Annotated in this window: 13 protein-coding genes; 12 read left to right on the top strand and 1 reads right to left on the bottom strand. The window is 60.1% G+C overall.

From position 1 onward, the window contains the following. Positions 1-8: 8 nt before the first annotated feature. From HCZ23_RS14565 to HCZ23_RS14545, 5 genes are all read left to right on the top strand, one after another. On the top strand, positions 9-1,061 hold the full coding sequence (locus HCZ23_RS14565; protein WP_167602469.1) for a GSCFA domain-containing protein: 1,053 nt from the start codon (positions 9-11) through the stop codon (positions 1,059-1,061). Next, complete coding sequence (locus tag HCZ23_RS14560) at positions 1,058-1,882, top strand: hypothetical protein (RefSeq protein ID WP_167602468.1); 825 nt, start codon at positions 1,058-1,060, stop codon at positions 1,880-1,882. The genes HCZ23_RS14565 and HCZ23_RS14560 overlap by 4 nt, the downstream gene beginning before the upstream one ends. A gap of 35 nt (positions 1,883-1,917) precedes the next feature. Next, positions 1,918-2,562 (top strand): CoA transferase subunit B, encoded by a 645-nt coding sequence (locus tag HCZ23_RS14555; protein ID WP_167602467.1) that lies wholly within the window; start codon positions 1,918-1,920, stop codon positions 2,560-2,562. A 195-nt stretch (positions 2,563-2,757) separates the two neighbouring features. Continuing rightward, positions 2,758-4,077 (top strand): FAD-binding oxidoreductase, encoded by a 1,320-nt coding sequence (locus HCZ23_RS14550; protein ID WP_167602466.1) that lies wholly within the window; start codon positions 2,758-2,760, stop codon positions 4,075-4,077. A gap of 1 nt (position 4,078) precedes the next feature. Next, a complete protein-coding gene (locus HCZ23_RS14545; RefSeq protein WP_167602465.1) occupies positions 4,079-4,825 on the top strand; it encodes an SDR family oxidoreductase in 747 nt (248 codons plus the stop codon). A 48-nt stretch (positions 4,826-4,873) separates the two neighbouring features. Here the strand turns inward: HCZ23_RS14545 and HCZ23_RS14540 are convergent, their stop codons facing one another. After that, positions 4,874-5,713: a lytic transglycosylase domain-containing protein gene (locus HCZ23_RS14540; protein WP_368487357.1), complete on the bottom strand. Its 840-nt coding sequence runs from the start codon at positions 5,711-5,713 to the stop codon at positions 4,874-4,876. 437 nt (positions 5,714-6,150) lie between these two features. Between HCZ23_RS14540 and HCZ23_RS14535 the strand changes: the two genes are divergently transcribed. The 7 genes from HCZ23_RS14535 to HCZ23_RS14505 all read left to right on the top strand — a co-directional run bounded on the left by HCZ23_RS14535 (position 6,151) and on the right by HCZ23_RS14505 (position 13,073). Next, a complete protein-coding gene (locus HCZ23_RS14535) occupies positions 6,151-6,342 on the top strand; it encodes a Flp family type IVb pilin (RefSeq protein WP_167602463.1) in 192 nt (63 codons plus the stop codon). A 31-nt stretch (positions 6,343-6,373) separates the two neighbouring features. After that, positions 6,374-6,565 carry a Flp family type IVb pilin gene (locus HCZ23_RS14530; RefSeq protein WP_167602463.1) on the top strand — a complete coding sequence of 64 codons (192 nt, stop codon included), beginning with the start codon at positions 6,374-6,376 and terminating at the stop codon, positions 6,563-6,565. A gap of 304 nt (positions 6,566-6,869) precedes the next feature. Continuing rightward, complete coding sequence (gene cpaB / locus HCZ23_RS14525; RefSeq protein WP_167602462.1) at positions 6,870-7,712, top strand: Flp pilus assembly protein CpaB; 843 nt, start codon at positions 6,870-6,872, stop codon at positions 7,710-7,712. A gap of 281 nt (positions 7,713-7,993) precedes the next feature. After that, positions 7,994-9,382: a type II and III secretion system protein family protein gene (locus HCZ23_RS14520; protein WP_167602461.1), complete on the top strand. Its 1,389-nt coding sequence runs from the start codon at positions 7,994-7,996 to the stop codon at positions 9,380-9,382. A 4-nt stretch (positions 9,383-9,386) separates the two neighbouring features. After that, positions 9,387-10,052 carry an OmpA family protein gene (locus HCZ23_RS14515; protein ID WP_167602460.1) on the top strand — a complete coding sequence of 222 codons (666 nt, stop codon included), beginning with the start codon at positions 9,387-9,389 and terminating at the stop codon, positions 10,050-10,052. Between the two features lie 275 nt (positions 10,053-10,327). Then, positions 10,328-11,581, top strand: coding sequence for an AAA family ATPase (locus tag HCZ23_RS14510; RefSeq protein ID WP_167602459.1), 1,254 nt, complete (start codon positions 10,328-10,330; stop codon positions 11,579-11,581). Between the two features lie 37 nt (positions 11,582-11,618). Then, positions 11,619-13,073 (top strand): CpaF family protein, encoded by a 1,455-nt coding sequence (locus HCZ23_RS14505; RefSeq protein ID WP_167602458.1) that lies wholly within the window; start codon positions 11,619-11,621, stop codon positions 13,071-13,073. The last annotated feature ends 12 nt before the right edge of the window (positions 13,074-13,085 follow it).

Raw genomic sequence — 13,085 nt, 5'->3', positions numbered from 1 at the left:
AAACGATCTTGGTCAGCCCCTATGATACCCTCCCAGCCTCCGCCTTTTGGCGGAGCGGTGTCGCCGAAGCAGAGCCTTCGGCGGTCGAGGGGCTGTACCTGCCGAAATTTCCGATCACCCGCGAGACGAAAATCATGACCGCGGGCAGTTGTTTCGCCCAGCACGTCCACCGCGCTCTGGTGGCCCGCGACTGGGCCGTCATCGACATGGAAACGCCGAAAGGACCGATCCCGCGCGAAGTGCTCACCCGCTTCGGCTACGGGATGTACTCCGCGCGCTATGGCAATATCTACACCCCGCGCCAGATGCTTCAGCTTCTGCGCGAGGCTCTGGGTGACGTCACCCCGGCGGAGCCCGTCTGGTCGCTTGGTGCGCGCTATGTCGACGCCCAGCGCCCCAATGTCGAACCCGAGGGGCTAGAGCGCCCGGAGCATGTGCGACAGGCCCGCCGGGTGCATCTGCGGCGGATGCTCAGGGCCATCAAAGGCGCGGAGGTCTTTGTGTTCACCCTGGGCCTGACCGAGGTCTGGCGCCATCGCGACAGCGGCACGGTGTACCCGACCGCTCCCGGCACCTTGGCGGGGTCCTATGATCCCGGCATCTATGAGTTTCACAACTTTACCCTGCCCGAGGTGCGCGAGGACCTTGAACAGCTGCGGACACTTCTGGTGCTGCTTCGCCCCGGGATCAGGATGGTTTTGACGGTTTCGCCGGTCCCCCTGACCGCCACCGCGTCGGGCAAACATGTCCTGGTCTCCACCGCCTCCTCCAAGGCCGTCTTGCGCGCAGCCGCCGGAGAGATGGCGGACAGCTATGGCGATGTCGATTATTTTCCCTCCTATGAGCTGATCACCAACCCGGCGGCACGCGGGCGGTTCTACAAGGAGAACCTGCGCTCCGTCACCGACGAGGGCGTCGCCGCCGCCATGCGCATGTTCTTTCAGGCCCATGACCCGCAGGGCGAGGCCTATCGTGCCGCCAACACGCCTTTGCCGGAGGAGGAGGACGAAGACGATGATCTGGTCTGCGAAGAGGCCCTGATCGAGGCGGCGCGGTCATGACGGGCATGTCGGACAAGGGTCTCACACAAAAGGTTCTGATCGTCGGCACCTCCCACACAGGCGCGTTTTACATGGCGCGCGAGAGGATCAAGACGGGCTACCCCGGTCTTGAGGTCAGCTATTTCGGCATGCCGGGACGAGTGTTCAGCGCGGCCCTGTTCGAGGATGGCATCCTGCGCATGGCGGACATCAGCGCGCGGCAGCTGCCCTGGATGGACCGGCAAGAAATTGATTTCGCTCCTTTTTCCCTGATCATTCAAGTGGGCGAACGCTTCACGTTGAACCATGTGATGCGGCTCATGGCCTTTCACGATGTGCTTGAGGAGGACGAGCGCAGCGGGCGCGCACCGATGTCCAGCGCCGCGCTCACGGCCTTTTTGACAGGCATGGTGCAATCGCGCGTGGATCATATCCGAGGCCGCTTCGGTGCGGATGACCGCTATTGCATCCTGCCCGCGCCCTACCCTCTGGCGCGTTCGACGGCGCCGGGGCCGAAGCACGAATACGGCCTGACCGCCCTGTCGCTGCGCAGCTTCGCGGACCGCTGGATGGCGCGCTATGAAGAGATCATCTCGGAGCGGATGCAAGCGGCGGGCCTCGATGTGTTCCTGCAACCGCACGAGACGCGCGCCGGGCAATTCATGACGCAAGACCGTTACGCGCGCCCCGGCACCGACCTCACCGCGCCCGAAGGTCAGGTGGATCATCGGCATATGAATTCAGACTACGGATGGCAGGTGTTCTGCGCCATCGCAGAGCACCGTCTTGGACTGACACCGGAGGGCGATGCCCTCTCGACCCAACAGCAAATGACAGGATGACCGAACAGACGTTCGGCAAAGGAGGAGACATAACAATGGCCGAGAAAAGCACAGGCTGGGACCGCAATCAAATGGCCGCACGCGCGGCGCAGGAGCTGGAAGACGGCACCTATGTGAACCTCGGGATCGGCATCCCGACGCTCGTGCCGAACTTTATCCCGGAGGGCGTTTCCGTGACGCTTCAGTCGGAGAACGGCATGCTCGGCATGGGCCCGTTTCCCTATGAGGGCGAGGAGGACCCGGACCTGATCAACGCAGGCAAACAGACCATCACGGAGCTGCCCAACACCGCCTATTTCGACAGCGCGTTCAGCTTTGGCATGATCCGTGGCGGCAAGATCGCGATGGCGATCCTCGGCGCGATGGAGGTCGACGAGAAGGGCGATCTGGCGAACTGGATGATCCCCGGCAAGCTGGTGAAAGGCATGGGCGGCGCGATGGATCTGGTCGCGGGCGTGGGGCGTGTGGTGGTGGTGATGGATCACACCAACAAACATGGCGAGTCGAAGCTTTTGAAGGCCTGCACCCTGCCCTTGACGGGTCAGGGCGTGGTGGATCGGGTGATCACCAATCTGGGTGTTCTGGATGTGGTCGAGGGCGGTCTCAAGATCGTCGAACTGGCCGATGGCGTCACGGAAGAGGAGCTTCGCGCCGCGACCGAGGCGACGATTGTGGGCTGACCGCCTGCCTGAGTATTTTCACTGCAATGAAGACAGAACGCGGCTCAGAGATGGGCCGCGTTTTTCATGTCGATTGTTTAAAAAACAGAAACAGCATCATATTGTCGCCCCAATTGTTTTTTAAACCTCCGAGCAATCACAAGGCCTGTCTCTTAGAAAAGGTCAGAGCAGACACCGTCATCCACAGGATTTCCGATGACCTGGAACACAGTTACTTACGCCGGTTGGGGTCGGGCGCGCAGCGCCACGGGCCAGGTCGCCCGCCCGGAACGCCAATCTTCTTTGTTGCGCGACCTTGCCAATTTCGCCGCGCCTGCCTTTGGGATGCGGCGCTCTTATGGCGATGTCGCATTGAATGACGGCGGTCGCGCCTATGACATGACCCGGCTGGACCGCGTGGTGTCTTTCGATCCTGAGACCGGTATTGTCGAGGTCGAGGCCGGGATACCGATCGGGGATTTGGGCCGCGCCTTTGCCGCCAAGGGATGGATTCCGCCGGTGATGCCCGGCACGGGCTTTGCCACGGTCGGCGGCTGTATCGCCAATGACGTGCATGGCAAGAACCACCATGTGAAAGGCTCCTTTGGCCAGCATGTGACCGCGATCACTTTGGTGCAGGGGGCCGAGGTGAAAACCATCACGCCCAAGAGCGGCGCGATCTGGAAAGCCACCGTCGGCGGCCTCGGCCAGACCGGAGTGATCGCCAAGGCAAAGCTGCAACTCATGCCCTGCAAAGGCGACATGATGGTGCTGACCGAGCGGCGGATCGACAATCTGGATGAATTCCTCGTGGCCTTTGACGAGAGCAAGACGGATTACACCGTCGGCTGGATCGATGCGACGGCGACCGGCGCGCATCTGGGCCGAGGGATTCTGGAGGAAGGTGAAATCACCTCCGGCATCAACACCAGCAAGGAGGGCGCCAAGGCGGTGCCGTTCAACGCCCCCGGCTGGGCCCTGTCGGCGCCGGTGGTGCGGGTGTTCAACGAGCTGTATTTCCGCCGCGTGCCCGCCAAAGGCCGCACCTCTGTCAAACCGATCACCGAGCCGTTCTTTCCGCTCGATGCGATCCACGACTGGAACCGGCTCTACGGCAAACGCGGGTTCAACCAGTTTCAATGCGTGGTGCCACCGGAGCGCGTTGATGTGTTGCGGGGGATGCTGGAGAAAATCGGCGCGTCACATCTCGCCTCGCCTCTGGCGGTGCTCAAAAAGATGGGCGCGGGCCGTGGCGGGTACATGTCCTTTCCGATGGAGGGTTACACGCTGGCCGTCGATTTCCCGAACAAGGATGGCGCAGAAGAGCTGATCAAAGAGCTGACCGATATGGCGCAGGACGCGGGCGGGCGGATTTACTTTGCCAAGGATGGCGTGGCCGAAGCGACCCAGGTGGCGGGCATGTATCCCGAACAGGACAAATGGCAACGCGCAGTGGAAAAAGCCGATCCGGAGGGCGCCATGATGACCGATCTGGTGCGGCGTCTGAACCTGCGTGAAAGCGCAAAGGAGAGTTGAGATGACACAGACAGCACAGACCTGGATCATCCTCGGCGCAACCTCTTCGATGGCGCGTGCCATGGCGCGTCGGCTGGCGAAAGAGGGCGCGATGCTGATCCTTTGCGGGCGTGATATGGAGGACCTCGCGGCCTCCGCCGAAGATTGCAAAGCGCGCGGCGCAAGCGAAGCTCTTGCGATGCGCTTCGATGCGCGTGACAACGCCACGTTCGGTCCCATCGTCGAGCGCGCGATCCTGAACGAGGGCGCACTCAACTGCGCCGTCTTTGTCGGCTCCATGCCGGAGCAATCCGCGATCAATGCCGAGCCCTCTCTGATCGACGGCGTGGTGCAGGACAGCCATATCGGTCCGGCGACCTTCCTGTCGATGCTCGCGCCCCATATGGAAGCGCGCGGCCAGGGCACCGTTGTGGGCGTCGGATCGGTCGCCGGGGATCGTGGCCGGATCGGAAATTATGTCTACGGTTCGGCCAAGGCGGGGTTTGCGACCTACCTGTCGGGGCTGCGCAATCGTCTGACGCGCGCGGGCGGCCATGTAGTGACCGTGAAACCCGGCTTTGTCGATACGGCGATGACCTGGGGCATCGAAGGGATGTTCCTCGTCGCCTCGCCCGATGCGGTGGCGAAAGACATCCTGAGAGCGGTCGAGAAGAAAAAGAACGTGATCTACACGCCGTTTTTCTGGCGCTACATCATGTTGATCATCCGGCACATCCCGGAATTCATTTTCAAGAAAATGTCGATCTGAACGTCTGTTGAGATCAGGGGCCCCACAGGAGCCCCTTTGGGCCCCTTTTCAATTGGACGCCCGCACCGCGTTGGTGGCAAAGACGCAGCCGTCTGAATAAAGCTCCGGCTGGGTCACACAGAGGCGCTTTGTCACCTGCCAGGCCGCCAACACCTTGGGCACATAGGCACGCGTCTCGGCATAGGGCGGCGGACCGCCGGCGGATTTCACCGCGTTTTCCCCCGCATTATAGCCCGCAAGCGCCAGCGCCAGATCGCCGTTGAACTCTTTCAACAGCCAATCGAGATAGGCGATGCCGCCCTTGATGTTCTGATCCGGGTCCGTGGCGTCGACGCCAAAGCGCTCGGCGGTTGCCGGGATGAGCTGCATGAGGCCTTGCGCCCCTGCCCCGCTCAGCGCCGCCTCATCGCCCGAGGATTCGACCGCCATCACCGCCAGCGCCAAGGCCGGGCTGACTTGTGTTCCGATGGAATTGAGCAGGAGCGATGGGCCGTAACGATTGGCCATATCGGTCACATGTTGAAACGAGGGCGAGGGAATCGTCTTTTTCGTATCGAGATCGAGCGCCGCCAAGGCCGCGCCGAACCGCGACGCCTCGGCGCCCGCCAGATCATGCGGCACTGCGGTCCAATACCAGTCCATGAGATCCTGTGGCGCGGGATCTGCCGCAGGTTTGGTGGCCGGTGGGGCTTTGAGCGTTTTCGGGCCAGGACGGATTTGCACAGTGATCAGATTGCCCGCGCCTTTTGTCGGCACGCCAATCCGTTTGGTGCGCACCTCGGGCCATGGAGGCGGAGCCTCGGCTTCGGCGGTTGCGGGTGGCGCGACCTGCTGACCCTGATCCTGCGCCCGCAAAGGCGCGGCGGCGGCCAGAGCGATGACACTCACAGAGAAAACAATCGGAGACAGCGCTCCGGATCGAAACTTTTGAATCATATGACACTGCTCTCATGTCGGGCCTGTTGATCGGCCTTTTCACTGGTATTGCATCCAGTTTCGCAAAAATCACCGCGTTTTGCGAGTGATTTGGAGAGATTCTGAATAAATCAAAGGCCTGCATTAACTGTTTTTTCATCAAAAAAGCATTTTCTCAAAAAATAGTTAAAATTTTTTATTTCATGAAATCAAAGACTTAATCAAAAACCTCTCACATTTCTTCGCGTTTCCAAAAACGTACCAATGCTGCCCAACTCTCGCCCCAGTTCGGGGGCCATATAGGGTCATCGAAAGCGCAACGGAGCGACACAGCCAAGGGAAACGGCAAACGCTCCAAACGCTAAGACGTGGAAAAACTGAGCTGAAACATATCCTCGGAGGGTAAACTGATGAAATTCTTCAAACTCGCAAATCGCTTCAAACGTGACGAAGACGGCGCCGTGACCGTTGACTGGGTTGTGCTGACCTCTGCCGTCGTCGGCCTCGCCATCGCCGTTCTGGCCACCGTTCAAAAAGGTACGCTCGCACTCGGCGACACCATTTCGAACGACCTGAAATCCCGCACCGTGATCGAATACTGATCCGCCTGAATTCTAAATACGGAGTAAACTCATGAAATTCTTCAAACTCGCAAATCGCTTCAAACGTGACGAAGACGGCGCCGTGACCGTTGACTGGGTTGTGCTGACCTCTGCCGTCGTCGGCCTCGCCATCGCCGTTCTGGCCACCGTTCAAAAAGGTACGCTCGCTCTGGGTGACACGATCTCCAACGATCTGAAATCCCGTACCGTGATCGAGTACTAATCTCTGCACGGCCCTCATGGGCCGAGCGCGCAAGAGACAAAAACCGCGTCTTCACTGGGAGGCGCGGTTTTCCTTTGGTGGACGTGGCGCATGCAAGCGCAGTTTTTGCAATCGCGGCAGGGCACATCAGCCCCCATCGAGCGACCGAGAACAGCCCGCGCAATTCGAGGGTTTTGTCGCTGAAAATGCAAAAATTCACGCGAGCGCCGCTTTGGCACCACCGAAATGCCGCATTTGGCTGAAAAGTTAAGAGCATATCGCGAGAGGGGGACCTATGTCCGCCGCAAGCTAAGGGACGAATGTTATGCGTATCATTTTCGGATTGGTCCTCGTCATCGGGGTCGCATTGGCGGGATTTGCCGTTCATATGACGCGGGGCTACCTGTCGACATATCAGGCCGAGCTTGACCGTGAGAAAGCCATGCGCTCCTCTTCCGTCCAGACCGAAGAGATTTACGTCGCCCTCGAACAGCTGACCTATGGCGATCCGATCCTGCCCGAAAAGGTGAAAAAGGTGCATTGGCCGGTGGACGCGATCCCCGCCCAGCCCTTCATGACCGAAGACCAGCTTTTCCCGGAGGGCACCGACGTTCTGCGCGCCGCCCTGCGCACCATTGAGCCAATGGAACCGCTTATGGGCGCGAAAGTGACACGTCCGGGTGAAAAAGCCGGCGTCGCGGCCCGTCTGTCCAAGGGCATGCGTGCCTTTGCCATTCGTGTTGACGTCACCACCGGCGTGTCGGGCCTGTTGCGACCTGGCGACCGTGTGGATGTCTACTGGACCGGCCGTCTGCCGAACGCCGCCAGTGAAACCACAAAGCTGATCCAGTCCTCCATGCCGCTCGTCGCCGTCGACCAATCCGCCGACGAAGAGCGCCAGACAAACGTGATTGCCCGCACCGTGACCGTCGAGGCGACGCCGACCGAGGTGGCCGCTCTGGCCACCGCGCAAAGCACCGGGCGCCTGTCGCTGGCATTGGTCGGGCGCGATGACGACACGGTCGTGGCCGGTGTCGAGATCGACAAGAACACGCTTTTGGGCATTGTCGAACAGGAATATGTCGAGGCCCCGCGCGAGGAAGTGTGCACCATCCGCACCCGCAAGGGCGGCGAGATGATCGTGACCCAGATCCCCTGCACAGAGTAAAAACAGCGACGAGATCGCCGTCAGACGTTGATGTCATACAGTTTGCGCCAAACCTGCCTCGGGTTTGGCGCAGTCGTTTTTATGTGGACGCTTCAAAGACTTGGCCGGCATTCTTCGGCATTTTGGCCAAAGCGCGGGCTTTAGGTCTTGTGACTTATCCACATCACCAAACGCGCCCAAGAGATTGATTATTGCAAAAAAAGTTAATTTAACGCATGGTCGAAAACAAGTGGACCGTCAGAGTCCGTTCTTGAGGCGTGGTCGATCAGAGGCAGGATCACATGAAAATGTTGAATATGTTCAAGGCGGCCCTCGTCGGGTGTGCCCTTATCGGTGCAGCACCCCAAGGGGCGTTTGCAGATAAACTTCGTGTTATGACCGGATCTCCTTCGGGCGTTCTCAACGTTCCGATGAACCGCGCCGTGGTGGTCGAAAGCGACGAACCCTTCGCGGAAATCTCGGTGGCGAACGCAGAGATTGCGGATATTTCCACCCTGTCGGATCGCACGATCTACGTCCTGGGCCGCACGCCCGGTCTGACGACGATCACGCTTTTGGCGCCGGACGGCTCGCTGATCACCAACGTGCAGGTCCAGGTGACGCCCGACGTGACCGAGTTCAAGGAACGCCTGCGTCAGATCATGCCCAACGAGCCGATCGAAGTGCGCACCGCCAATGACGGCATCGTGCTGTCGGGGGTGATTTCCTCCGTCACCATGATGGAACGCGCGGTTGAATTGGCGGAACGCTATGCTCCGGGTCGCGTGTCCAACCTTTTGAATATCGGCGGCACCCAGCAGGTGATGCTGAAAGTGCGCTTTGCCGAGATGTCGCGCTCTGTGTCGAAAAACCTTGCCGCGAACCTCTCCTCCAATCGCGCCACCACAGGAACCTACCTGAGCGCCGACAACTCAGCCGACGCCATTGCAGAACGTGGAGGCTCGCTCATGGTGCGCTCTGGCACGCTGGGCGCTTTGACGCTTGGCGGGACCGAGCTGGAAATTCTGATCGAGGCCATGGAAGAAAAAGGCGTGGTGCGCACGCTGGCGGAACCGAACCTCACCGCGCTTTCCGGCCAACAGGCGAAATTCCTCGCCGGTGGTGAATATCCGATCCCGGTCTCCGACGATGACGGCATCTACATCGACTACAAACCCTTCGGTGTGGAGCTTGAATTCGTGCCGCGCGTGATCAATGGCGATCAGATCAACCTTGAAATGCGCGCTGCCGTCTCCGGGGTCGACTCGACTGTAAACTATTCTGTGAGCGGCTTTACCCTGAACTCCTTCAAACGCCGCGAGACCTCCACCACCGTGGAACTGCGCGATGGCCAGAGCTTTGCCATCGCGGGCCTCTTGCAGGACGATTTCGAGGATCTGATCGGTCAGGTACCGTGGCTCGGTGACATCCCGGTTCTGGGGGCACTCTTCCGCTCCACCGATTATTCGCGCCGTCAATCCGAGCTGGTGATCATCGTCACCCCGCATCTGGTGACGCCGACCAACGGTTTGGCTCTGGCCCTGCCGACGGATCGCATCAAAATCCCGACCGAGAGCGATTTGTTCCTCTTTGGCAAAACCTTCGGCGGCACCTCCGCGCCGCAATCCGGTAGCGCCGCCGAAGTTGCGAAACAGGACTTCTCCGGGTCCTATGGCTATGTGATGGAGTAAGGACATGCGGGCAACTTTGAAACTGACCCTCGCCGCCTCGGCCCTTCTCGCACTTGGCGCTTGCTCCGATCAACCGGCAGGCTCTTCTTGGTTCCAAGAGGCGGGCGGCTATCTCGACAACGGCACCTTCGGCAATGCGACCATGAACAACACGCTGGTTCAAACCGGTCAGCTGAACTACGTGATCGACCTGAACGAACGCTTTGCCGCGCAGGTCCCGGCCACGGTGAATTTCGAATTCAACTCTGCGGTGCTCGATGGCGTCGCCCGCGATGCGATCCGCAAACAGGCGCATTTCATGGCGCAATTCCCAGAGGTCCGGTTCCGCGTCTACGGTCACACCGATCTGGTCGGCTCCAACGCCTATAACAAATCGCTCGGCCTGCGCCGCGCGAAAGCCGTCGTTTCCGAACTGGCCCGCAACGGCATTTCGCGTTCGCGTCTCGAGGCTCTGGTCTCTTACGGCGAAACCCAGCCGCTCATCGTGACCCAGGACCCGGAACGCAAGAACCGCCGCACGGTCACCGAGGTCTCTGGCTTCGTCGAGAACTCGCAACTTGTGATGGACAGCCGTTACGCCGAGATCATTCACCGCGAATATATCGAAAGCGCCACGGCGCCGTCCGATCTGGTCGATTTCGGCAGCCGCGAGATCAACCCCGGCGATTAAGACGGTTTCTCGAAACACCATATGACATGAACGATGGGGCCAAACCTGCACGGGTTTGGCCCCATTCGCGTTCATATCGTCCCCCAATAGCGAATTATTACGCGATTTCGGCCCTATTGTTGCCCCAGTTGCCCGGCACCTTATCCCCAATGGGAGCAGTATGTCTGACGTCCGAGTCGGGCAGACGCGCCAGGGGAAATGGGGTTGGGTCTTTATCTTTCAAAGGCTTGGCAGACAATTGATCCTGGCGTTCGAGTAAAAGGACGCTTTGAGCAATGACGAGTGAAGCTCTATTGCAAAACGACCCGGCCCCGCTGGTTGCCTGTACGATCAGCCGGGACGTGCAGAATTTCGATCTTTTGATCGAGGATATGGAGACCGAACTGGGCGAAGCCTGGGGCGATCTTTCCTTTGAAGATGCGCGGCAATTTTTCCGGCAACCGGAAAGCGGCGGGCTGAAATTCGTGGCCATTGCCCTCGATCAGGAAGACGAAAGCCTTTTGGCGATGATCGCCGACCTGATCAAATCGGCCAAGGTGCAGGGCATCAAGGTGATCCTGATCGCCGATGAGGTCTCGCCGATGGCATTGCACCAGCTTTTGCAATTGGGCGCTGAGGATTTCATCCCCTACCCGCTCCCGGAACAGGCGCTGCATGAGGCCATCGAGCGGCTGAACGCCCCGCGCAAAGTGCCGGCGGTCGATTTTATCGACACCGCGAGCCCGGCTCCCTCGAAACACGGTGGCGCGAACGGGATCGTCCTTCCTGTCCACTCCATCGCGGGCGGCACCGGGGCCACGACGATTGCCGTAAATCTCGCCTGGGAATTGGCCACGATCGAAAAGAAAGGCCCGCAACCGCGCGTGCTTCTGATCGATCTCAATCTGCAATTCGGCTCCGTCTCGACCTATCTCGATCTCCCGCGTCGCGAGGCCGTCTATGAATTGCTGTCCTCGACCGAGAGCATGGATGACGATGTGTTCAAAGGCGCCTTGATGAATTTCAACGACAAGCTTTCGGTGCTGACCGCACCGACCGAGGTCTTGCCGCTCGATTTCATCGAACCCGTCGATGTTGAGCGCCTGCTCGACAAGGCGCGCGCGCATTTCGACTATGTGATCGTCGATATGCCGACAACGCTGGTGGCCTGGACCGAGACCGTTCTGAACGCGGCAGAATTCTATTTCGCGCCCATCGAGCTCGATCTGCGCTCGGCCCAGAACATCCTGCGCCTGCGCAATGCGCTGCGGGCCGAGGAACTGCCGTTCGAAAAGATGCGCTTCCTGTTGAACCGTGCGCCCAAAGGGATGGACCTCTCGGCCAAAGCACGGATCAAACGCATGGCGGAAAACCTCGAGATTGCCATCGAGGTGCAATTCCCCGACGGCGGACGCCCGGTGCGCGAAGCCTGCGATCAGGGCATGCCCTTGGGGCTTGAGGCCACGAAAAACCCGCTGCGCAAGGAGATCCAGAAACTGGCCGCCTCCTTGCACGCCCGCCAGACCGAACAGCTTGAGGCCGCACAATAAGGTCCCGCCTCGGTGGGCCAAATGAGGTAAGAGACAGATGTTTTCGCGATATAAGAAATCAGAGACCCAAAAGGCGGCGCCCGTCGCGGCGGCAGCCGCGCAAGGCGCTCAGGCGACCCCTGAGTCCAAGGCGACAAAACCCGTCAAAACTGCGGCACCCGTACAAAAACCGGCCAGCCGCGCCGCGCAGGCCGCGCCGGTGGACAAGGAACGCCGCCGCAAGGAGCGTCTCAGCGAAATCAAGGTGGAGATGCACAAGCGTCTCCTCGAAGACCTCAACCTCTCAGCCCTTGAAACCGCCGCGGAGAAGGACCTCAGATCCGAGATTTCCGACATCACCGCCGAGTTTCTGGCCGATCAGGGGCTGGTGCTCAACCGCGATGAACGCATCACCCTGAACCAGGACCTCTATGACGAGGTGCGTGGTCTCGGACCCCTTGAGCCGCTTTTGAAAGACGAAAGCGTCAACGATATTCTGGTCAACGGCCCGCAACAGATTTTCGTCGAACGCAACGGTAAACTCGAACTGTCGGACATCACCTTCAAGGACGAAAAGCACCTCTTGCGGATCATCGACAAGATCGTTTCCGCCGTGGGCCGCCGCGTCGATGAATCGAACCCCTACGTTGACGCCCGCCTCAAGGACGGCTCGCGTTTCAACGCCATGGTGCCCCCCGTCGCGGTAGACGGTTCGCTCGTCTCCATTCGTAAGTTCAAAAAAGAAAAGCTCGCGATCGACGATCTGGTGCGCTTTGGCGCCTTCACCGAGGAAATGGCCGCCTATCTTCAGGCCGCCGTCTCGACCCGTCTCAATGTGATCGTGTCGGGCGGTACGGGCTCCGGGAAAACCACGACGCTGAACGCGCTCTCCAGCTTCATCGACAACTCAGAACGCATCCTCACGATCGAGGATACGGCGGAACTTCAGCTGCAACAGACCCACGTCGGTCGGATGGAAAGCCGCCCGGCCAACGTCGAGGGCAAGGGCGCGGTGACCCAGCGCGACTGTTTGCGCAACGCGCTTCGGATGCGTCCGGACCGGATCATCGTGGGGGAGACCCGCGGCGAAGAGGTGATCGACATGCTGCAGGCCATGAACACCGGCCACGACGGCTCGATGACCACGATCCACGCCAACTCCGCACGCGATGGTGTGTCGCGTCTGGAAAACATGATCGCGATGGCCGGGATCGAGATGCCTTTGAAGGCCGTGCGCTCTCAGATTTCCTCTGCTGTGAACCTGATCGTGCAGGCGTCCCGTTTGCAGGACGGTTCGCGCCGCATGGTGTCGATCACCGAGGTGACCGGCATGGAAGGCGACGTGATTTCGATGCAGGAGGTCTTCCGCTTTCAGCGCACCGGCCTCACGCCTGACAATAAAATCATCGGCCACTTCACCGCGACCGGCGTGCGGAGCCATTATTCCGAACGCTTCCGCATGTGGGGCTACGATTTGCCGCCGTCGCTCTTCGAGCCGACGAACCCGCGTTAAGAGAGGACGACG

It is taken from the genome of Celeribacter sp. HF31 (assembly GCF_011806455.1).
In the GTDB taxonomy this organism is placed as follows: domain Bacteria; phylum Pseudomonadota; class Alphaproteobacteria; order Rhodobacterales; family Rhodobacteraceae; genus Celeribacter.
This window is presented reverse-complemented; position numbering and strand designations above follow the sequence as displayed.